The following is a 21,936-nucleotide window of genomic DNA, read 5'->3' on the forward strand; positions in this document are numbered from 1 at the left end:
AACCTAAATGCCATCATGTGGTTATCGCGCAGACATTTGTGCCACCTGCCTGCATCACTCACAGGGTCAGGCGGGCTCACGTCGAAGCGAGCAGCAGCGGGACGATCACAAATAGCTCGTCGTGGAGCTAGGGAAGTGGCAGGGGAAGACCAATGACGACAGCGACCGGGGTCCGCTCGGCCGATCGCAACTCCGTCTTAGCTACGCTCGGCGACTACATCCGAGAGATCAACAATCCGGACGATCTCGCCTATGCGGCGGCAGAGCTGCTCGGCCGCAGCCTGAACGTCAGCAGGGCAGGCTACGGCACGGTCGACACCTCAGCCGAGACCATCACCATTGTCCGCGACTGGAACGCACCGGGCATCCTGAGCCTCGCAGGCGTGCTGCGCTTCCGCGACTATGGCAGCTACATCGAAGACCTCAAGCGGGGCGAGACCGTCATCTGTGCCGATGCGGAAAAAGACCCTCGCGTCGGCGATCGTGCCGAGGCTCTCGAGGCGATCTCTGCGCGCGCGCTCGTCAACATGCCGATCTCCGAACCCGACGGGGTCGTAGCGCTGCTGTATCTGAACAATGCCAGGCCGCGCGAATGGAGCCCCGATGAGCTGGAGCTTATCCGCGACGTTGCCGAGCGCACGCGCACGGCCGTCGAGCGCCGGCGTGCGGAGACGGCTGTGCGGGAGAACGAAGCCCGGCTGCTTTTCCTGGACACACTCAACAAGGAGACGGCCAAGACCCGTGATGCCGACGGCGTGATGGCGGTAACGACCAGGATGCTTGGCGAGCATCTCGACGTATCGAGCTGCGCCTATGCCGATATGGATCCTGACCAGGACGGCTTCACCATCCGCGGGGATTGGGCGGCGCCGGGCGCGGTGCATATCCTTGGCCACTACAGTCTGGCTGACTTCGGCAAGAAGGCGGTGCGAGAGCTCGGCGCCGGCAGGCCCCTCATCATCAACGACAATCTGAAGGAGCTCGCGCCTGAGGAAGCCGCAACTTTCCAGAACATCGGGATAGGTTCGACGATTTGCATGCCCTTGGTCAAAGAAGGGCAACTCACCGCCTTGATGGCGATTCATCACCGGGGCCCGCACCAGTGGACGCCGCGGGAGCTCGCCTTGCTCTCCGAGGTGACCGAGCGATCATGGGCCCACATCGAGCGCGTCCGATCGGAGCAGGCAGCGCGGGAGGCTGCGGAACGACTGACGCTTGCGAACAACGCCGCTGGTATCGGCACCTGGGACTACGACCCGGTCAACAACGTTCTTCGATGGGACAGGCGCTGCAAGGAGGTGTTCGGTTTACCGCCGGACGCCGAAGTCAGCTATGAAGGGTCGTTCCTGAAGGGCCTTCATCCCGAGGACAGGCAGCGCGCCCACGAGGCTGTGTCCGCAGCGCTGACGCCGCACACGCCGGCAAACTACAATATGGAATACCGAACCATCGGCATCGAGGATGGGGTCGAACGCTGGATCGCCGCGACCGGTCAAGCCATCTTTGCCAACGGCCAGGCCGTTCGGTTCATCGGGACGGTTCTGGATATCACCGCGCAAAAGAAAACCGAGCGTCATCTCAGAATACTGAATGATACCGGGGCTTCGGTCTCTCGCGAACGCGACCTCGAGACAATCGTCCAGATCGTGACGGATGCCGGCGTCGGACTGACGGGTGCTCAGTTCGGCGCCTTTTTCTACAATGTTCTGGCGCCGGATGGCGGCAGCTACATGCTGTATTCGCTGTCCGGTGTGCCGCGATCCGCGTTTGAAAACTTCCCGATGCCCCGCAACACCGCCGTCTTTGGCCCGACCTTCGAGGGCTCTGGCGTGGTGAGGTCCGACGACATCCTGCAGGACCCCCGCTATGGCAAGAACGCGCCGCGGAAAGGCATGCCCGAGGGCCATCTTCCGGTCCGATCCTACCTGGCGGTCCCCGTGATCTCGCGAACCGGCGAAGTCCTCGGCGGACTTTTCTTCGGTCACGCCGAGACGGGTAAATTCCAGGCCGAGCATGAGGCCGCCTTGCTTGGTATTGCCGGCCATGCCGCCACCGCTATCGACAACGCCCAGCTCTTGACCCGGCTCGAGGCCCTCAATGCCGGATTGGAGCAACGTGTTGCCGACGAAATCGCCGAGCGCATGAAAGCCGAAGAGCAGCTCCGGCAATCCCAGAAGATGGAAGCCGTCGGGCAATTGACCGGAGGTATTGCCCACGACTTCAACAATATGCTGGCCGTGATTCTCGGCAGCTTGAACCTTGCCAAGCGGCGGCTCGGCAGGGGAGAGGTCAGCATAGACCGCTTCATCGAGGGCGCCATCGACGGTGCAAATCGCGCCGCCACGTTGACGCAGAGGCTGCTCGCGTTCTCGCGTCAACAACCGCTCGCCCCGGAGGTCGTGGACATCAACAAGATGGTCGGCGGGATGAGCGAGCTGCTCGAGCGGTCGCTGGGCGAGCTTATCCGCCTCGAGACGGTGCTGGCGGCTGGCCTCTGGCGGGTCAAGGCAGACCCGGCCCAGCTCGAAAGCGCCGTGATCAATCTCGCGGTCAATGCGCGCGATGCCATGCCGAAGGGCGGCAGGCTGACGATAGAAACCAGCAACGCCTCGATAGACCGAAAGTATGCGCGCGAGTATGCACTCGCACCCGGGCAGTACGTTCTCGTGGCCGTGACGGACAACGGCATCGGAATTCCGGCCGATGTGCTCGGCAAGGTGTTCGATCCGTTTTTCACGACCAAGGTCGTGGGCAAGGGCACCGGCCTCGGTCTCAGTCAGGTCTACGGTTTCGTGCGGCAATCGGGCGGCCATGTCAAAATCTACTCGGAAGTCGACGTTGGCACGACCGTGAAGATCTACCTTCCACGCTTCGCCGGCGATGAGGCGGGCTCGGACCTGTCGCAGCAAGAGATACCCCCCGGTGCGAGCCATCAGAACGAAACCATTCTCGTCGTGGAAGACGACGAGCGCGTCCGCAGCATGTCCTCCGAAAGCCTGCGCGAACTTGGCTACACTGTCATCGAGGCAGCCAGCGCCAAAGAAGCGATCAGGACGATCGATAATGGTTTCGTTCCGGATCTGCTGTTCACGGATGTCGTCATGCCCGACATGACCGGCGCCGAGCTTGCGGCCGAGCTGTCGAAACGATACCCGGAGCTAAAGGTGCTGTTCACCACCGGCTACACGCGGAATGCAATCGTTCATAATGGCGTGCTCGACGCCGGCAAGCATCTGCTTCCGAAGCCCTTCGCCATCGAAGATTTGGCTGCCAAGGTCCGCACGTTGCTCGACGAGATCTGAACGCGTTTTGGAAACGATCTCTCCCGTTTGCAAGCCGCCGTCACAAGCGCTATGTCCCGGCTTTCGGAAGAGCACGACATGACAATCTCGGATGACAACGACCTCGCGCGCCTGAAAGAGATCGGGCGCATCGTCGCCAATACCCTGGAGGCAATGGGGAAGGCGCTCGAGCGGGGCATGACCACCTCCGAGCTCGACCGGATCGGGCGAACGCTGTTGGAGGCGGCCGGCGCACGTTCGGCTCCGGAGCTGGCCTACGACTTTCCCGGGGCGACCTGCATCAGCGTGAACGAGGAGATCGCTCATGGCATCCCGGGCGATCGGCGGATCGCGCGCGGGGACCTCGTGAACATCGACGTGTCCGCCGAGAAGAGCGGCTTCTTTGCGGATACGGGAGCCTCGTTCGCCGTTCCGCCCACAACCCGCGCGGTCGAACGTCTTTGCCGGGATGGCCGGCGGGCGATGTGGACGGGCCTGCAGCAGGTCGGAGCCGGCAAACCGATTGCCGGTATCGGTCAGGCGATCGGGACCTTTGCGCGGAAGAACGGTTACAGCCTGGTCAGGAACCTTGCCAGTCATGGCGTCGGCCTGTCGCTCCACGAGGAGCCGACGGAGATCGCAACATGGCCCGACCGCTCCGAACGCCGCATCATGAGCGAAGGCCTGGTGTTCACCGTCGAGCCGTTCCTGTCCCTTGGCGCCGAATGGGCACAGGATGGCGATGATCCGTGGACGCTCTACAGCAGCCCCGAGGCGCCGACCGTTCAATACGAACACACCGTGATCGCAACCCGAAGCGGACCGTTGATCGTTACGCTGGCCGGCTAAGGCCGCCCAGGTCGGAGCCAGAGACGCCTCTTGCATCGACGGACGAGAGGTAACCTCAAGCCACCGGATCTCTTGCAGCATCCGAACGGCTTCGATCATCCGGCGCCAGCGGCGGTGCCCGTCTCGCCGCGGGATTCTTCGGTGGGGCCGCGTTGCTCCCTTGAACAGAGTTGGCTTCAACAGACCTGGAGTCGCGATAGGCGACGATCCAGATCAGGAAACCCAGCACCGCCAGCGCGGCACCGACGGGACCAGTGGAGGTCCACCCCAGCCCCTCGCGGATGGCGAGGCCGCCGAGGAACGGGCCGAGCGCATTGGCGGTGTTGAACGCCGAATGGTTGAGTGCGGCGGCGAGCGCCTGCGCGTCTCCCGCGACGTCCATCAGGCGGGTCTGGAGGATGGCTCCGAGCGAGACGCTGGCGCCGATGGCGAAGACGTCTGCCGCCAACGCCCAGGGATTGCCGGCGGCAAGCGGAAACACCAGCAGCGCGATCGCCGAGAACAGCAGGATGGCTCCCGCCGTCGGCATCAGCGCGCGGTCGGCAAAGCGCGGCACGACCAGATTGCCGAGCGTGGCGCCGATGCCGAACACGGCCAGAAAAAGCGGTATGACCGCGGGGCTGACCTTGGTCACCTCGATCAGCGTCGTCGCCAGATAGGTGTAGACGGCGAACATTCCGCCGAAGCCGATGGCGCCGATCGCCAGCGTGATCCAGACGCGGCCGCTTCGCAGCGCTCCGAGCTCCCGCAGCGGATCGGACCGGCCGGCCTGGTCGCGCGGCGCGAACAGGGCGCACAGCAGCACCGTGAGCAATGCCAGCACCGACACGAGGCCGAAGCTCGCGCGCCAGCCGATCGCCTGCCCAATCAGATTGGCGAGCGGCACACCGATGATGGTGGCGCCGGTCAGGCCGAGCATCACCTGGCCGATCGCCTGCGAGCGACGATGTTGGGGGACCAGCGAGGCTGCGACCAGCGCGGCGATGCCGAAATAGGCGCCATGCGGCAAACCCGAGAGAAAACGCGCCGCGATCATCGAGCCAAAGCCCGGCGCCAGCGCGGTGAGGGCATTGCCGAGCGCGAACACGGCCATCAGAACCAACAGCTGCGCGCGCCGCGCCAACCGTGCGCCGAGCACGGCGATCAACGGCGCGCCCACCACGACGCCGAGCGCGTAGGCGCTGATCGCGTGTCCCGCGGTCGGCTCGTCGACCCCGAGGTCGGCGGCGAAAAACGGCAACAGGCTCATCGATGCGAATTCGGTGGTCCCGATCGCAAAGCCGCCCATCGCGAGCGAGAACAGGACGATGGCGAGATGAGGGGGCGCGGAGGCCGCGGTCGCGCGGGGCGAGGTCGCTTGCTGTGATGTCGCTTGCTTCGATGGCGTCATATGTCCTGCAATGGTGGCGTCAACGGGAACCAGCCCAGCGAACGTCGCCACCCCTGCAAGATTTCTCCGTCGTACTTAAACCCGGATCAGCCCGCGTCAACACTGGACGCTCAATGCGGGGCGGGCCGCATATCAGCGTCCCGATTTAGTTGACGCGACTCGGGCGGCGAGGGGGCTTCTTCTGCGCAAAATACGGGTTCGCCACGCACGTCGCCGACCGACCGACGGCCAAGAATCTGCACTGCTTGAGCGAGCTGTAGCGGCAATCGAAATAGCCGACGGGACCGTAGATCTGCATGCAGACCGGATAGCTTGGATCGTAGGTCTGCGCGTGCGCGGGCGCGCCCGCGAGGAGCAAGCCGATCGCGAACAGCGCGAGGCGAGCGCGGCGCATCTCAGCGCGGCATGTAATAACCGGGTGAATAACCCGGCACCTGCGCGCGCGGCCTGTTCTGATACGCATAGGGATCATCGCTCTGGCCTGCGAAATACGGGTTCGCGATACAGGTGAGGGCGCGGCCCGACGAGCTTGCCTGACACTGCGCGTAAGTGTCGAACGTGCAATTGCTCAGCCCCGGCCATTCATCGCCGGTAAGGCAGAAGGCATGATGGGTCCCGAACGCGTGCGCAGGCACGCTTGCGATAAGCGTCAGCCCAAATGTGGCGAGCGCGAGCGAAAATATGGCGACAATGGGGAGAGCAATTCGTTTGCGCATTCAATTCTCCAATCACGCGAACGTGCGCGCGACGTTGTCACGCGCGCATGCTGCATCCATCGTGTAATCGACAATGGAACTCATGAAAACACTTGTTTCAAAGGGTTTCCAGCGCGCGCTGGTAAATCTTCATTAATGAAGCGCGATCCTTTGGCGCGGACTGTGGCGTCGAGGTTACAGCAATTCCGTCGAGCGCTGGTATGACGACGCCACGGCCCGGGGGCCTAACGACGAAACTGGAACGGGAATCAAATGAACAAGAATCTGTTGCTTGCTGCTGTGAGCCTTGTCGCGCTCGGCGCGGCTGCACCGGCGGTGGCTGCTGACCTCGCTGCGCGGCCTTACACCAAGGCGCCGGCGATGGTTGCCGCGATCTACGACTGGAGCGGCTTCTACATCGGCGTCAACGGCGGCGGCGGTTCCGCCCATTCGACCTGGGATCTCGTCGGCGGTGGCCGCGAGGGTTCGCACGACGCGACCGGCGGCACGGTCGGCGGCCAGATCGGCTATCGCATGCAGTCGGGCCAGTGGGTGTTCGGCATCGAAGGTCAGGGCAACTGGGCTGACTTCTCGGGCGACAACGTCAGCGCGCTGTTCGCCACGCGCAACCGCTCCAAGATCGACTCGTTCGGTCTGATCACCGGTCAGATCGGCTACGCCTGGAACAACGTGCTCATCTACGCCAAGGGCGGTGCGGCCGTGGCCGGTAGCAAGTATGAAGTCTCGACCCTGGGCGGCGCACTGCTGTCCTCGAACGATCAGACCCGCTGGGGTGGCACGGTCGGTGCCGGCCTCGAGTACGGTTTCGCACCGAACTGGTCGGTTGGCGTCGAATACAACCACATCTTCCTGCAGGACAAGAACGTCACCTTCGCGCTGGTGCCCGCGACGGACCGCATCCGTCAGGACGTCGACATGGGCCTCGTCCGCCTGAACTACAAGTTCGGCGGCCCGAGCCTCGGCCGTTACTGAGTAGAAGACTCCTATCGATCGCTCGACTTCGAGCGGTCAGCGAAAGCCCCGGCCATCGGCCGGGGCTTTTTTGTTGTTCGACTTCAGCGGGTTAACCATTCTGTTTGGAGATAGTCGAGACAGCTTGACTCCTGAGAACGAAATGAGAACAATGTTCTTCATACGTTCTCTCCATGGAGCAAGCCATGTTCAGGATTTTCGTCGAAGAAGCCGCCGCGCTGGCGTCGATCGCGCTGTTTGTCGGGATGATCGCGATCTGGGCCCAGGTGCTCCCGCAGCTCTAGGCGCGGGCCTAGGTTGGGGAAAAGCAGGACGAGGCGGCTGATCGGCCGCTCCGGCGTGGACTCTGGCAGCGTGACGCCCCACCATTGAGAGGCGAGTCGGCCGGGCGAGTGCAGGATGCCGCCGGTGCCGGTGACTGCTCCATCTCATCTGCAAGAGGCCGTCACGCGACCATGCCGAGCGCCGGATTTATCCACCTTCACGTTCACTCGGCCTATTCGCTGCTCAAGGGCTCGATCAAGATCGCCAAGCTCGCCGAGCTTGCCAAGAAAGACCATCAGCCGGCGCTGGCGCTGACCGACACCGACAACATGTTCGGTGCGCTGGAGTTCTCCGACAAGATGGCGGGCTCCGGTATCCAGCCGATCGTCGGCTGCGAGATCGCGATCGATTTCGGCGACCAGGATCCCAATGCGCGCAATGCGCTTCTGCCCTCGCGCGTGGTGCTGCTGGCAGCGCAGGAGCGCGGCTACCGCAGCCTGATGCGGCTGAACTCGCGCGCGTTCCTGGAGACGCCCGACACTCATGCTCCCCACATCAGGTTCGACTGGCTCGAAGGCGAGACCGAAGGCCTGATCGCGCTGACGGGCGGTCCGGACGGGCCGATCTCGCTGGCGCTTGCCGGCGGTTATACCGAGCTCGCGGCGGCGCGCTGCGAGCGTCTGGCCAGCCTGTTCGGTGACCGCCTCTACATCGAGTTGCAGCGCCATAACACCGAGAAGGAGCGGCGGGTCGAAAGCAGCCTGATCGACATCGCCTACACCAAGGGCCTGCCGCTGGTCGCGACCAACGAGCCGTATTTCGCCGCGACCGACGATTACGAGGCCCATGACGCGCTGCTCTGCATCGCCGGCGGGCGGCTGATCGCGGAGACCGAGCGCGAGCAGCTCACGCCCGATCACCGCTTCAAGACCCGCGCCGAGATGGCGGTGCTGTTCGCCGACATTCCGGAGGCGCTGGCCTCGACGGTCGAGATCGCCGAGCGCTGCTCGTTCCGGCCGATGACGCGCAAGCCGATCCTGCCGTTCTTCACGGTCGGCGCTGCCGCAAGCTCCGATGCCGCCGCGGTCGAGGCGGCCGAATTGAAGCGGCAGGCGGAGGAGGGGCTCGCCAACCGACTGCGCGTGCACGGATTGTCGCAAGGCACGACGGAAGAAGATTACAACGCGCGGCTTGCGTTCGAGCTCGACGTCATCATGCGGATGAAATACGCGGGCTACTTCCTGATCGTCTCCGACTTCATCAAATGGGCGAAGGGGCAGGGCATCCCGGTCGGGCCGGGCCGCGGCTCCGGCGCAGGCTCGCTGGTTGCGTGGGCGCTGACCATCACCGACCTCGACCCGATCAAGTTCGGCCTGCTGTTCGAGCGCTTCCTCAATCCGGAACGCGTCTCGATGCCGGACTTCGACATCGACTTCTGCCAGGATCGCCGCGGCGAGGTGATCAGGTACGTCCAGGAGCGCTACGGTCGCGACCAGGTCGCGCAGATCATCACCTTCGGCACGCTGCAGGCGCGCGGCGTGCTCCGAGACGTCGGCCGCGTGCTGCAAATGCCCTACGGCCAGGTCGACAAGCTGACCAAGCTCGTGCCGCAGAATCCGGCCGCGCCGGTGACGCTGGCCGCTGCGATCGAGAGCGAGCCGAAGCTCCAGGCGTTCCGCGACGAGGACCCGGTGGTGGCGCGCGCCTTCGACATCGCCCAGCGCCTCGAAGGCCTGACCCGCCACGCCTCGACGCATGCGGCCGGCATCGTGATCGGCGATCGCCCGCTGAGCGAACTCGTGCCGATGTATCGCGATCCCAAATCCGACATGCCGGTGACCCAGTTCAACATGAAATGGGTCGAGCCGGCCGGCCTCGTGAAGTTCGACTTCCTCGGCCTGAAAACGCTGACTGTGCTCGACGTCGCGTGCAAACTGCTCAAGCCGCGCGACATCCATGTCGATCTCGCGACGCTGCCGATCGACGATGCCGAAAGCTACCAGATGCTGGCGCGCGGCGAGGTGGTCGGCGTGTTCCAGGTTGAAAGCCAGGGCATGCGGCGCGCGCTGGTCGACATGCGCCCCGACCGTTTCGAGGACATCATCGCGCTGGTCGCGCTCTATCGACCGGGTCCGATGGCGAACATCCCGACCTATTGCGCGCGCAAGCACGGCGACGAGGAGGCGGAATATCTCCACCCCGTGCTGGAGCCGATTCTCAAGGAGACCTTCGGCGTCATCATCTACCAGGAACAGGTGATGCAGATCGCGCAGGTGATGTCGGGCTATTCGCTCGGCGACGCCGACCTGCTGCGCCGCGCCATGGGCAAGAAGATCCGCGCCGAGATGGAGAAGCAGCGCGAGATCTTCGTCGCAGGCGCCGTGAAGAACGGAGTGCCGAAGGGGCAGGCCGATACCATCTTCGAGCTGCTGGCGAAATTCGCCGACTACGGCTTCAACAAGAGCCACGCGGCGGCCTATGCGCTGGTGTCCTACCAGACCGCCTACATGAAGGCGCATTACCCGGTGGAGTTCATCGCGGCGTCGATGACGCTCGATCTCAACAATACCGACAAGCTCTCCGAATTCCGCGCCGAGGCGCAGCGCCTCGGCATCAAGGTCGAGCCGCCCAACGTCAACCGTTCCGGCGCGACTTTCGAGGTCGGCGACAAGACCATCTACTACGCGCTCGCGGCGCTGAAGGGCGTCGGCATTGCGGCCGTCGAGCAGATCATCGCGGAGCGGACCAAAAACGGCTTGTTCACCTCGCTCGCCGACTTCGCCGCGCGGGTCTCGCCGCGCGCGATCAACAAGCGCATCATCGAAAGCCTCGCTGCTGCGGGCGCGTTCGACACGCTGGAGCCGAACAGGGCGCGGGTCTTCGCTGGCGCCGATTCGATTCTCGCCGCATGCCAGCGGGCGAACGAAGCTGCGACCATCGGCCAGAACGACATGTTCGGCAGCTCGGCGGACGCGCCGACCATCATGCTGCCGCAGATCGAGCCCTGGTTGCCGGCCGAGCGGCTGCGCCGCGAATATGATGCGATCGGCTTCTTCCTGTCCGGACATCCGCTCGACGATTACGCCACCGTGCTGAAGCGGCTGCGCGTACAGTCCTGGGCCGAGTTCTCGCGCGCGGTGAAGACCGGCGCCACGGCAGGCAAGGTCGCAGCCACGGTGGTGTCGCGCATGGAGCGGCGGACCAAGACCGGCAACAAGATGGGCATCATGGGGCTCTCTGATCCCACGGGTCACTTCGAGGCGGTGCTGTTCTCCGAAGGCCTCGCGCAATATCGCGACGTGCTGGAGCCGGGCGCCGCGGTGCTGCTCCAGCTCGGCGCCGAGCTCCAGGGCGAGGACGTCCGCGCGCGCGTGCTCCACGCCGAGCCGCTGGACGAGGCCGCGGCCAAGACGCAGAAGGGCCTGCGCATCTTCGTGCGCGACACCAAGCCGCTGGAATCGATCGCCAAGCGTCTCGCCGGCCCCGACATGGCCGCTTCGAACGGCGCCGCGCCGAAGGTCGGCAGTCCCGGCATCGCGCCGCGCTCCAACGGCGACGGCGAGGTCTCGCTGGTCATGATGCTCGACCTCAAGACCGAGGTCGAGATGAAGCTGCCCGGCCGCTTCAAGGTCTCGCCGCAGATCGCCGGCGCCATCAAGGCAGTCGCGGGCGTCGTGGACGTGCAGCAGCTCTAACCGCCGGTCTGGCGATCATCTTCGCCAGAAGAGCGTTGCAACCTTGCGCTGATTCTGGCTAGCATACACCCGGGGAATGGACTGGGGCATGTGATGCTGCGATGGGGCGCGTTGTTGTTTGCCGTTGGTGCAATGCTGACGGGGTGTGTCAGTGATCAGGTCGGGACCGACTTTGCTTCTGTGTCACGGAAGGTCGGTCCGCCGCGTGCAGGGCAGTCGCGCGCGGTTTTCTTGCAGGACAAGCGGCAGGGGCTGAGCATGGCAATCTGCGCCTGCGAGGTGAAGCTCGACGGTGCGCCGCTCGGGAAGGTCGTCGCCGGAAGATATGCCTATGCCGATCGTCCGGCCGGCCGTCACGAAGTGCTTGTGACCGAGCTGATGTTTCCCGGCGACACCAAGCGCGAGATCGTGATGGAATCCGGCCGCACGCACTTTTACCTCATCAAGAGCAGTCCCAGGCACGATGCCGCGACGGGCGGAGCGGTCCTCGGCGGACTGGCCGGGATTGCGATCGTTTCCGTCGCGACCGCTGGCGAGGCGAATCCCGGGCCGGCCGAGCTTGTCCCGCTGGACGAGGCGACCGCGCGAACAAAGCTCGCCGAGTTGCAAGCCATCGACTAGGATGCGCGGCAAGGCTGCTGCGACATCGACAACGGCGGCCGGGTGCGGAGGAGCAGAGCATGTGCGAGAATTGCGTCAGTGATCGCGGTGCCCGCATCGGGCCTTCGCGGAGGTCGCTCATCCACTTGTCTGTCTCCGCGCTCGGGCTGGCCTTGGGTGGAGCCGCCTTTGCCAAGGAGACCAAGGCGTCGCCCAAGCCGCAGAACGTGCTGTCGCCCGACGCATCATTGAAGCGCCTGACGGAAGGTAATGCGCGCTATGTCGACGGCGTTTCGCGGCGGCACGATTTCAAGCACGAGCGCGAGGCGCTGGCCGGCGGACAGAATCCGTTCGCGGCCGTGCTGAGCTGTGCCGATTCGCGCATCGCGCCGGAATATGCCTTCGACACCGGCCGCGGCGATCTGTTCGTCTGCCGCGTCGCCGGAAATTTCGCAGGCACCGAGACCATCGCCAGCATGGAATACGCGGTGGCCGTGCTCAACGCACCGCTGATTCTGGTGCTGGGCCACGACAGTTGCGGCGCGGTCGATGCGACGCTGAAGGCGATCAAGGACAACAAGCCGCCGCCGGGCCATATTCCCTCGCTGGTCGATGCAATCGCGCCCGCCGCCAAGGCTGCAATGCAGCAGGGTGGGGACGTCCTCGACAAGGCGATCCGGCAGAACGTCATCGACAACGTGGCGAAGCTGAAGTCGGCCGCGCCGATCCTCAATGCGGCCGTCGAGCAGGGCAAGCTGAAGGTCGTCGGCGGCATCTACCGGCTCACGACGGGGACGGTCGATCTGATCGCGCAGGGCTGAACCGGCTGACTACGCCTCGCGCCGGTGCGTCGCCGCGTCGCTTACGCGGAGCTGACGCCGGAGCGGGGTGCCATCCCACCGCCTCAATCCAAGGCTTCGCTATTTGGAAGCCTTTCGTTCAAGTACCATTCAGCTCGCCGCGCGTCTGATGCGTGGCGGCACCTCAACAACAAAAACGGGCAAGCAAGCCATGCGTGGGACGCTCAGAGTTTTCGTCGGCCTTCTACTGCCGATCTTGCTCCTCACCGCGGGCGCGCCGGATCCGGCGCGTGCGCAGCAGCAGGAAAAGCGCATCGCGCTCGTGGTCGGCAACGGCGCCTATGCCAAGTCGCCGCTGGCGACGACGGCAAACGATGCCGGCCTGATCGCGCAGACGCTGCAGGCGGCGGGCTTCGACGTCGTCGGCGCCCGCGATCTCGACGGCGACACACTGCGCAAGAGCTTTCGCGATTTCATCCAGAAGGCGCAGGCCTCCGGCCCGGGCACCGTTGCGATGGTCTATCTCGCCGGCTATGGCGTGCAACTCGCCGGTGAGAATTACTTCATCCCCGTCGATTCCAATATCACCCGCGACACCGACATTCCGACCGAAGGCTTGCGCATCGGCGATTATCTCCGCCAGCTCGCCTCCGTTCCGCTCAAGGCCAACATCGTCGTGCTCGACGCCGCGCGGGCGCAGCCCTTCGTGGAGGGCGGCCAGCAGATCGCGGGCGGACTTGCGCTGGTCGAGCCCGACGCCAACATGCTGATCGCGTTCAACGCCGCCCCCGGCACGGTGGCGCCCGAGGAGCCCGGACCTTACGGCATCTATGCGCAGTCGCTGGCGGAGATGATCCGCACCGGCGGCCTGCCGCTGCCTGAGGTGTTCGACCGCGTTCGCCTGCGCGTCAACGAGGCCAGCAAGGGCGCGCAGGTGCCTTGGAACGAGCAGAAGATATCGGCGCAATTCTCGTTCTTCGAGCGCGGGCCCGATGCGCCGCCGCCTGAGGCCGCGCCCGATCAGGTCGCTGCGATCCGCAACAAGCCGATCCGCGATCTCGGCGTGCAGGATGCCTATGCGGCCGCGCTCACGCGCGACACGCTACCGGCCTATGAAGAGTTTCTCACCGCCTATCCCGGCGACCCGCTGTCGAAGCGCGTGATGGTGATCGTCGCCGCGCGCCGCGAGGCCATCACCTGGCGGCGGACCTATCGCACCGACACGCCGGAAGCCTATTGGTCGTATCTGCGTCGCTATTCGCGCGGTCCGCATGCGGCGGATGCGCGCCGGCGCCTGGCGATTCTCACCGCGCCGGCCGAGCCGCCGCCGAGCTTCGCGATGATCGACTACGACGTGCTGCCACCTCCGCCGGAGGAGGTGGTCTATGTCGACCGTCCCGTGCTGTATTTCAGCGATCCGGATTTTGGCTTCGCGCCGCCACCGCCGCCGCCGGTCTACTATCTGCCGCCGCCGCCGCCGGATTTCGTCGTGCTGTCGCCGCCGATGCCGGTGATCGGCCTGTTCGTGCTGCCGCAGCCGATGTTCGTGCCGATCCCTGTGTTCGTCAGGCCGCCGGTCTATGTCGCAGCGCCGCCGAACAACATCATCTATCAGAACATCCATAATAGGACGGTCATCAACACGGTGATCAACCAGCCGCCGGCACCGCCGGCGGGGGCGGGTGCCGGACCGGGCAATCTCACGCCGGCCATTGCCGGGCGCACCAATCCGGCCGGTCCAGCCATGCCGCAGGCCGCCGTCCAGCGCGCCGCCCTGATCCAGCAGGGCAAGGCGCCGATGCCGCCGAGCGCGACGATGCAGCCGACGGCGAGGCCCGGAACGCCTCCGGCGACGCCGGCCAATGTCGCGCCGACCGGGACGCCACCTGCTGCACCACTTGCTACACCCCTTGCCACTCCACCTGCGACGCCGCCGGCCAAGCTGCCCCAAGCCAACACGCTGCCGGTTCCCGGCACCCATGGCGGTCCACCTGTACCGCCAGCGGGAGCCGGGCCACTGCCGGGCGGCAAACCGGGGCTGCCGACGGCCACTGCACCCGGCGCGCCGCTGCCGACCCATCCGGGAGCGCCTGCGGGAGCACCGACGACTGCTGCTCCCGGCACCACGCCGCAAGCCCATCCCGGTACGCCGACCGCCGCCGCGCCGGCGACTGCGCCCGCGGGGGCAAACCCGGCCGCTCTGCCCGGTCAACCGCCGAAGCCGCCGGTGGCACAGGCCCCGCCCGGGACCGGGCCCGGGGACCATGGCAAGTCCGCGACCCGCGAGCCGGCTGGTTCGCCGCCTGCTGCCCGCACGCCTCCGGGCGCAGTTGGACGACCGATCACGCCGCCGCCCTCGGCGGCGCGGGAGCCGATCCGGCCGCAGCATCAGCCGACCGCTGCTCCCGCCCAGGCCGCCCGGCCGTCGGCACCACCACCGCGGCCTCAGGCCGTGGCGCGGCCGACGCCTCCACCTCCGCCGCGTATTGCGCCGCCGCCACCGGCACGGGTGGCTCCGCCCGTGGCGGTTGCCCGGCCCGCGCCGCCGCCAATGGCGCGACCCGCGCCGCCGCCGCCGGTCGCTCGGCCGGCGCCACCTCCGCCGCCCCGGATGGCCGTCGCGCCACCGCCGCCGCCGCGCCCGGCAGCACCCCCACCGCGTCCTCCGGCCCCGCCGCCGGCGGCAAAGAAGTGCCCGCCGAACCAGCCCAGATGCTAGGCAGCGACTAGGCCGCAGCGTGGTCCTTACGGAAGGGGGCCTCTCGCGGGCGAAAGCCGCCCGGAAAGGCCCTTATTCCCTTGCTTCTGGCCGGAATCGCGCTATACACCGCGCCATCTCACACGGAAGCATGGCTCACAAGGCCGTCCGGTGGCAGCCGGGGCGACAACGCTCCGTTCTGCTCACACGCTTCCGGAGGAACCAACCGGAGAATTAGAACGATGGCACTACCCGATTTCACTATGCGTCAGCTCCTCGAAGCCGGCGTGCACTTTGGTCACCAGTCTCACCGCTGGAATCCGAAAATGGCGCCGTTCATTTTCGGCGCTCGCAACAACATCCACATCGTCGACCTCGCGCAGACCGTGCCGTTGCTGCATAACGCCTTGCAGGCGGTCAGCGACACCGTCGCCAAGGGCGGCCGCATCCTGTTCGTCGGCACCAAGCGCCAGGCGCAGGACGGCGTTGCCGACGCGGCCAAGCGCTGCGCTCAGTACTTCGTCAATTCGCGCTGGCTCGGCGGCACGCTGACCAACTGGAAGACGATCTCGGGCTCGATCAAGCGCCTGCGTCATCTCGACGACGTGCTCGCCGGCGGCGATGCCTCCTCCTACACCAAGAAGGAGCGCCTGACGCTTCAGCGCGAGCGCGACAAGCTCGACCGCTCGCTCGGCGGCATCAAGGACATGGGCGGTCTGCCCGACCTGATCTTCGTGATCGACACCAACAAGGAAGACATCGCGATCCAGGAAGCCCAGCGGCTCAACATCCCGGTGGCCGCGATCGTCGACACCAATTCGGATCCGAAGGGCATCACCTATGTGGTGCCGGGAAATGACGACGCCGGCCGCGCGATCGCGCTTTATTGCGATCTGATCGCGCGCGCAGCGATTGACGGCATTTCGCGCGCCCAGGGCGATTCCGGCATCGACGTCGGCGCTTCGGTTCGGCCGGTCGCAGAAGAACTGCCCGCCGCCACGAGCGGCTTCCAGGGCCTCGCCGGTCCGCGCGGCACCTCCGACGACCTCAAGAAGCTCCCGGGCGTGTCGGGCGCGATCGAGAAGAAGTTCAACGACCTCGGCATCTTCCACTTCTGGCAGCTGGCCGAGCTCGATCACGACACCGCGCACAAGATCGGCGAAGAAGTCGGCCTGCCGAGCCGCGCGGACGCCTGGGTGGCCAAGGCCAAGGCCCTGACCGCGGAAGCGGAATAGTCAAAAAGAGCGATGGGTTGGCCGGACTAGCTCCGGCCACCATTTCAGTTGACGCGAATTCCTGAGATGGACCGCGGCGAGGCGATCTGGCCGCGCCGCGGCAAACCGGCAGGCAAAAAGGATTTTGAACGATGGCAACGATCACAGCTGCGATGGTCAAGGACCTGCGCGAGTCGACCGGCGCAGGCATGATGGACTGCAAGGCCGCGCTGACCGAAAACGACGGCAACATGGAAGCGGCGCAGGATTGGCTGCGCAAGAAGGGCCTGTCGAAGGCCGCCAAGAAGTCGGGCCGCGTCGCCGCCGAGGGGCTGATCGGCGCGCTCATCAAGGGCAACAAGGGCGTCGTGGTCGAGGTCAATTCCGAGACCGATTTCGTCGCGCGCAACGGCCAGTTTCAGGGCCTCGTCAAGATGATCGCCCAGGTCGCATTCAACGTCGGCGCCGATGTCGAGAAGATCAAAGCCGCCAAGGTCGGCGACGTCACGATCGAAACTGCGATCAATGACGCGATCGCCACCATCGGCGAGAACATGACGCTGCGCCGCGCAGCCTCGCTCGAAGTCAGCCAGGGCGTGGTGTCGAGCTACGTCCACGGCGCGGTCGTCGAGGGCGCCGGCAAGATGGGCGTGATCGTGGCGCTGGAATCGCCGGGCAAAGCCGACGAGCTCGCAACGCTTGGCCGCCAGATCGCGATGCATGTCGCGGCCGCCAACCCGCTGGCGCTCGATCCGTCCGGTCTCGATCCGGCGGTCGTCAAGCGCGAGAAGGATGTGCTCGCCGACAAATATCGCCAGCAGGGCAAGCCCGAGAACGTGATCGAGAAGATCGTCGAGTCCGGCCTGAAGACCTATTACAAGGAAGTCTGCCTGCTCGAGCAGGCCTTCATCCACGACACCGGCAAGTCGGTGGCGCAGGCGGTGAAGGAAGCCGAAGGCAAGGTCGGCGGCGCGGTGAAGATCGCGGGCTTTGTGCGCTATGCTCTCGGTGAGGGAATCGAGAAGCAGGAAAGCGACTTCGCTGCCGAGGTCGCGGCGGCCAGCGGCAAGAAGTAAGCGCCGGAACGTTCCTTCCGGCGTGCCGCCGGAAGCGGCGCCCGGACAAGGAAAGTGCTCATGACTGATCCGGTCTATCGTCGCGTCGTGATCAAGCTGTCCGGCGAATATCTCGCGGGACCGCAGGGTTTTGGCATCGATCAGCCGACCATCGACCGGGTTGCCGACGATCTGATCGCAGCCCGCCATCTCGGCACCGAAGTCGCCGTCGTGATCGGCGGCGGCAATCTCTTTCGCGGCGTCGAGGTCTCCTCGCGCGGCGTGTCGCGCCCGACCGGCGACACCATGGGCATGCTCGCTACGATGATGAACTGCCTCGCGCTCGAAGCCACGATCGAGCGCAAGGGCGCGCCGGCGCGCACCCTGTCGGCCTTCGTCATGCCCGAGATTTCCGAGCTGTTCACCCGCACCGCGGCACATAAATACCTCGCCGAGGGCCGGATCGTGCTGCTGGGTGGCGGAACCGGCAATCCGTTCTTCACCACCGACACGACCGCGGTGCTGCGTGCCGCCGAGATCGGCGCCCAGGCGGTGCTGAAGGCGACCAACGTCGACGGCGTTTACTCGGCCGACCCGAAGAAGGACCCGACGGCGACCCGATTCGACCGTCTGACCCATTCGCAGGCGATCGAGGGCGGCTACAAGGTGATGGATGCGACCGCCTTCGCGCTTGCCCGCGAGACGTCGCTGCCTATCATCGTATTCTCGATCGCGGAGCCGGGTTCGATCGGCGCTGTACTGCGTGGCGGCGGCCACGGAACCATTGTCGCCGGCTGACGGCTTGTCGTTGCGCCCTCGAGGGAAGGGTGCGGAGAGGTCGCCGGGATTTTGAAGGAGAGACGTGATGGCCACGGATAATTTCGACCTCAACGAAGTGAAGCGCCGCATGCAGGGCGCGATCCAGTCGCTCAAGCACGAACTTGGCGGTCTGCGCACCGGTCGCGCCTCCGCCTCGATGCTCGATCCGGTGCAGGTCGACGCCTATGGCGGCCATATGCCGCTGAACCAGCTCGCCACCGTCAGCGTGCCGGAACCGCGCCTGATCTCGGTGCAGGTCTGGGACAAGTCGATGGTCAAGGCGGTGGAGAAGGCGATCGTCGATTCCAATCTCGGCCTGTCGCCGGCGACCGAAGGCCAGGTGCTGCGCCTGCGCATTCCCGAGCTCAACGAGGAGCGTCGCAAGGAGCTCGTCAAGGTCGCGCACAAATATGCGGAAGCCGCCAAGGTCGCCACTCGCCATGTCCGCCGCGACGGTCTCGACGTTCTCAAGAAGCTCGAGAAGAATCACGAGATGTCCGAGGACGATCAGAAGCGCCACGCCGACGAGGTGCAGAAGGCGACCGACGGCACGATCTCCGAGATCGACCAGTTGCTGGCCGCCAAGGAAAAAGAAATCCTCACCGTTTAAAGCGCGATGGATCGCGCTTTAGGTTATTGTTCGCGCATGATCTTTTCGGAAAACCGCTTCGCACTTTGCGCTAACGCGGCCCTTCGGGTCCGGATCATGCTTTAAGGCAGCCTCATGTCCAACGCCGCCGCGCCCGCAACGGAAGGACCAGATCGGTCCGATGCGCCTGCGCATGTCGCCATCATCATGGATGGCAACGGACGTTGGGCGGCCGCGCGCGGCTTGCCACGGGCGGAAGGCCATCGCCGCGGCGTGGAGGCCCTGCGCCGCGTGGTTCGCGCGTCGCACGAGCTTGGCATCCGCTATCTCACCATCTTCTCCTTCAGTTCGGAAAACTGGTCGCGCCCGGCGAGCGAGATCGGCGATCTGTTCGGCCTGTTGCGCCGCTTCATCCGCAACGATCTGGCGAGCCTGCATCGCGATGGCGTCAAGGTGCGCATCATCGGCGAGCGGGACGGGCTGGAAGGCGACATCTGCGCACTTCTCAACGAGGCGGAGGAACTGACGCGCGATAACACGCGGCTCACGCTCGTCGTCGCCTTCAATTACGGTTCGCGCCAGGAGATCGCGAAGGCGGCGCAGAAGCTCGCGCGCGAAGTCGCAGAGGGCCGGCGCAATCCTGACACGATCGATGCCGAGACACTGGGCGCGCATCTCGACGCGCCCGACATTCCCGATCCCGATCTCATCATCCGCACCAGTGGCGAGCAGCGCCTGTCCAACTTCCTGATGTGGCAGGCCGCCTATAGCGAGCTTGTCTTCGTGCCGATTCACTGGCCCGATTTCGACAAGGCGGCGCTGGAAGGCGCAATCGCCGAATTCGCCAGGCGCGAGCGCCGTTTCGGCGGCCTGGTCGCGAAAACCGCCTCGTGAGCGAACCCGACTCCGCACCGGCCGGCTCTCAGCCTGCCCCGAGCAATCTCGTGATGCGAATCCTCGCAGCGCTGGTGCTGGCGCCGCTCGCCATTGCGCTCGCTTATGCCGGCGGCTGGCTATGGGCACTGCTGGTCACCCTGGTGTCGATCGGGCTGTTCGCGGAATGGCTGATGGTGGTGGGCGCAGGCTCGACCGCGCTGACCGGGGCGGGGACGATCGTCATCGCCACGATGGGCTTGTGCGTTGCCTTCGGCGCGCTCAAAACCGCAATCATCACCGGCCTCATTGGCGGTGCGGTCGTGACGGTGATCGCGCGGGGCAAGTTCATCTGGGCTGCCTCCGGATTCGCCTATGCGTCGGCGGCGCTACTCGCCTCGATCCTGCTGCGGAAGGATCTCGTGAACGGCTTCGCCGCGCTGATGTTCGTGCTGCTCGTGGTGTGGGCGACCGATATCGGCGGCTATTTCGCCGGCCGCGGCATCGGCGGACCGAAGCTGTGGCCGCGGGTGAGCCCGAAGAAGACCTGGTCAGGGGCGCTCGGCGGCTTTGCCGCGAGCCTTTTGGTCGCGGCCGGCTTTGCCGCTTGCGGGCTTGGAAAGATAGTTCCATTGCTGCTCGTCGCCGCGGTCCTTTCGGTCGTGTCGGCCTGCGGCGATCTGTTCGAATCCGCGGTCAAGCGGCGCTTCGATGTCAAGGATTCCAGTCACTTAATTCCCGGCCACGGCGGGCTATTGGACCGTCTGGACGGTTTTGTCGCTGCCATCCTGGTGGCATGGATTATCGGCTTCCTCCGCCATGGTGTGCATAGCGCCGGAAGCGGTCTTATGGTTTGGTGAACATATGAGCGCGGTTCCATTGCGTAACAACAAGGCTGCGGCGTCGACCGTCCGCAGCGTCACGGTTCTCGGCGCCACCGGTTCGATCGGCGACAGCACGATGGACCTGCTGCGCGCCTCTCCCGAGCGCTACCGTGTCGAGGCGCTGACGGCGAACGGCAATGTCGAGGCGCTGGCAAAACTCGCGAAAGAGTTTTCCGCGCGCTATGTCGCGATCGCCGACACCACCAAGTTTGCCGAGCTCAAGGCCGCGCTCGCGGGCACCGGCACCGAATGCGGCGCCGGCGAAAGCGCGGTGATCGAGGCCGGCGCGCGTCCGGCCGATTGGGTGATGGCCGCCGTGAGTGGCGCGGCCGGGCTGAAGCCGGCACTGGCGGCGGTCGATCGCGGCGCGCATGTCGCGCTCGCCAACAAGGAATGTCTCGTCTGCGCCGGTGATTTTTTCATGCAGCGCGCGGCGAAAGCGGGCGCCTGCATCCTGCCGGCGGATTCCGAGCACAATGCGCTGTTCCAGGCGCTAGGCTCGGGCAATCGTGACGAGCTCGTCCGGGTCATCATCACGGCCTCCGGCGGCCCGTTCCGGACCTGGAAGCCTGCCGACATCGAGCAAGCGACACTCGCGCAAGCCCTGAAGCATCCGAACTGGAGCATGGGCCAGAAGATCACGATCGATTCCGCCTCGATGATGAACAAGGGGCTCGAGGTGATCGAGGCCTCCTATCTGTTCGCGCTCTCGCCCGACGAGATCGACGTCCTCGTTCATCCGCAGTCGATCATTCACGGCATGGTCGAGTTCACCGATCGCTCGGTCGTGGCCCAGCTCGGCGCACCCGACATGCGCACGCCGATCGCGCATTGCCTCGGCTGGCCCGACCGCATCAAGGGTCCGGCCGCCAGGCTCGATCTGGCCAAGATCGGCCAGTTGACCTTCGAGGCTCCGGATTTCGAGCGCTTCCCGGGGCTGCGCCTGGCCTTCGATTCGCTCCGCACCGGGAAGGGGGCGACCACCGTCTACAACGCCGCCAACGAGGTCGCGGTCGCCGCCTTCATCGCCGGCAAGATCCGGTTCGGGGCGATTGCCCGGCTGGTGGAGGCGACGCTGGACGACTGGCTCCGCAGCGGGAACCAGGCCCCGCTGACGTCAGCCGACGATGCAATCGCTGTTGACCATGTTGCGCGAAATAGGGCTGCCGCCCTATTGCCTCAAATTGCCTTAAAGGCATCCTAGACGGTTCGGGGCCAGGGCCTTGCGGCGCTGGAT

Annotated in this window: 17 protein-coding genes; 14 read left to right on the top strand and 3 right to left on the bottom strand. The window is 65.6% G+C overall.

What is annotated here, in order from left to right:
• Nucleotides 1-152: 152 nt before the first annotated feature.
• Both C7G41_RS24870 and map read left to right on the top strand, forming a co-directional pair.
• Nucleotides 153-3,302 carry a GAF domain-containing protein gene (locus C7G41_RS24870; RefSeq protein ID WP_106944988.1) on the top strand — a complete coding sequence of 1,050 codons (3,150 nt, stop codon included), beginning with the start codon at nt 153-155 and terminating at the stop codon, nt 3,300-3,302.
• A 78-nt stretch (nt 3,303-3,380) separates the two neighbouring features.
• Complete coding sequence (gene map, locus C7G41_RS24875) at nt 3,381-4,130, top strand: type I methionyl aminopeptidase (RefSeq protein ID WP_106945053.1); 750 nt, start codon at nt 3,381-3,383, stop codon at nt 4,128-4,130.
• A gap of 55 nt (nt 4,131-4,185) precedes the next feature.
• On the opposite strand, the gene C7G41_RS24880 is transcribed toward map, so the two are convergent.
• From C7G41_RS24880 to C7G41_RS24890, 3 genes are all read right to left on the bottom strand, one after another.
• The gene (locus tag C7G41_RS24880) at nt 4,186-5,520 is read right to left on the bottom strand and encodes an MFS transporter (RefSeq protein WP_199198589.1); all 1,335 of its coding nucleotides are present in this window, start codon (nt 5,518-5,520) and stop codon (nt 4,186-4,188) included.
• Between the two features lie 145 nt (nt 5,521-5,665).
• The gene (locus tag C7G41_RS24885; protein ID WP_106944990.1) at nt 5,666-5,914 is read right to left on the bottom strand and encodes a DUF3551 domain-containing protein; all 249 of its coding nucleotides are present in this window, start codon (nt 5,912-5,914) and stop codon (nt 5,666-5,668) included.
• A 1-nt stretch (nt 5,915) separates the two neighbouring features.
• A complete protein-coding gene (locus tag C7G41_RS24890; RefSeq protein ID WP_106944991.1) occupies nt 5,916-6,236 on the bottom strand; it encodes a DUF3551 domain-containing protein in 321 nt (106 codons plus the stop codon).
• 252 nt (nt 6,237-6,488) lie between these two features.
• Between C7G41_RS24890 and C7G41_RS24895 the strand changes: the two genes are divergently transcribed.
• The 12 genes from C7G41_RS24895 to dxr all read left to right on the top strand — a co-directional run bounded on the left by C7G41_RS24895 (nt 6,489) and on the right by dxr (nt 21,903).
• The gene (locus tag C7G41_RS24895; RefSeq protein WP_106944992.1) at nt 6,489-7,208 is read left to right on the top strand and encodes an outer membrane protein; all 720 of its coding nucleotides are present in this window, start codon (nt 6,489-6,491) and stop codon (nt 7,206-7,208) included.
• Between the two features lie 455 nt (nt 7,209-7,663).
• A complete protein-coding gene (gene dnaE, locus C7G41_RS24900; RefSeq protein ID WP_106944993.1) occupies nt 7,664-11,167 on the top strand; it encodes a DNA polymerase III subunit alpha in 3,504 nt (1,167 codons plus the stop codon).
• 132 nt (nt 11,168-11,299) lie between these two features.
• Entirely contained in the window at nt 11,300-11,788 is a 489-nt protein-coding gene (locus tag C7G41_RS24905; protein ID WP_306768052.1) for a DUF2846 domain-containing protein, read from the top strand.
• Nucleotides 11,789-11,847: 59 nt separating this feature from the next.
• Complete coding sequence (locus C7G41_RS24910; RefSeq protein ID WP_106944995.1) at nt 11,848-12,588, top strand: carbonic anhydrase; 741 nt, start codon at nt 11,848-11,850, stop codon at nt 12,586-12,588.
• Nucleotides 12,589-12,778: 190 nt separating this feature from the next.
• Nucleotides 12,779-15,286, top strand: a complete 2,508-nt coding sequence (locus C7G41_RS24915; protein WP_106944996.1) for a caspase family protein — start codon at nt 12,779-12,781, stop codon at nt 15,284-15,286.
• A gap of 221 nt (nt 15,287-15,507) precedes the next feature.
• On the top strand, nt 15,508-16,500 hold the full coding sequence (locus C7G41_RS24920) for a 30S ribosomal protein S2 (RefSeq protein ID WP_007610895.1): 993 nt from the start codon (nt 15,508-15,510) through the stop codon (nt 16,498-16,500).
• A gap of 131 nt (nt 16,501-16,631) precedes the next feature.
• Nucleotides 16,632-17,555: a translation elongation factor Ts gene (tsf, locus tag C7G41_RS24925; protein ID WP_106944997.1), complete on the top strand. Its 924-nt coding sequence runs from the start codon at nt 16,632-16,634 to the stop codon at nt 17,553-17,555.
• A gap of 60 nt (nt 17,556-17,615) precedes the next feature.
• Entirely contained in the window at nt 17,616-18,332 is a 717-nt protein-coding gene (gene pyrH, locus C7G41_RS24930) for a UMP kinase (RefSeq protein ID WP_007610890.1), read from the top strand.
• A gap of 67 nt (nt 18,333-18,399) precedes the next feature.
• The gene (frr, locus tag C7G41_RS24935; RefSeq protein WP_106944998.1) at nt 18,400-18,963 is read left to right on the top strand and encodes a ribosome recycling factor; all 564 of its coding nucleotides are present in this window, start codon (nt 18,400-18,402) and stop codon (nt 18,961-18,963) included.
• A gap of 114 nt (nt 18,964-19,077) precedes the next feature.
• On the top strand, nt 19,078-19,836 hold the full coding sequence (locus C7G41_RS24940; protein WP_027518195.1) for an isoprenyl transferase: 759 nt from the start codon (nt 19,078-19,080) through the stop codon (nt 19,834-19,836).
• A complete protein-coding gene (locus C7G41_RS24945) occupies nt 19,833-20,675 on the top strand; it encodes a phosphatidate cytidylyltransferase (protein WP_106944999.1) in 843 nt (280 codons plus the stop codon). Before C7G41_RS24940 ends, C7G41_RS24945 begins: the two co-directional genes overlap by 4 nt.
• Nucleotides 20,676-20,679: 4 nt before the next feature.
• Nucleotides 20,680-21,903 carry a 1-deoxy-D-xylulose-5-phosphate reductoisomerase gene (gene dxr, locus C7G41_RS24950; RefSeq protein ID WP_106945000.1) on the top strand — a complete coding sequence of 408 codons (1,224 nt, stop codon included), beginning with the start codon at nt 20,680-20,682 and terminating at the stop codon, nt 21,901-21,903.
• The last annotated feature ends 33 nt before the right edge of the window (nt 21,904-21,936 follow it).

The organism is Bradyrhizobium sp. MOS002, from assembly GCF_003020115.1.
Taxonomy (GTDB): domain Bacteria; phylum Pseudomonadota; class Alphaproteobacteria; order Rhizobiales; family Xanthobacteraceae; genus Bradyrhizobium.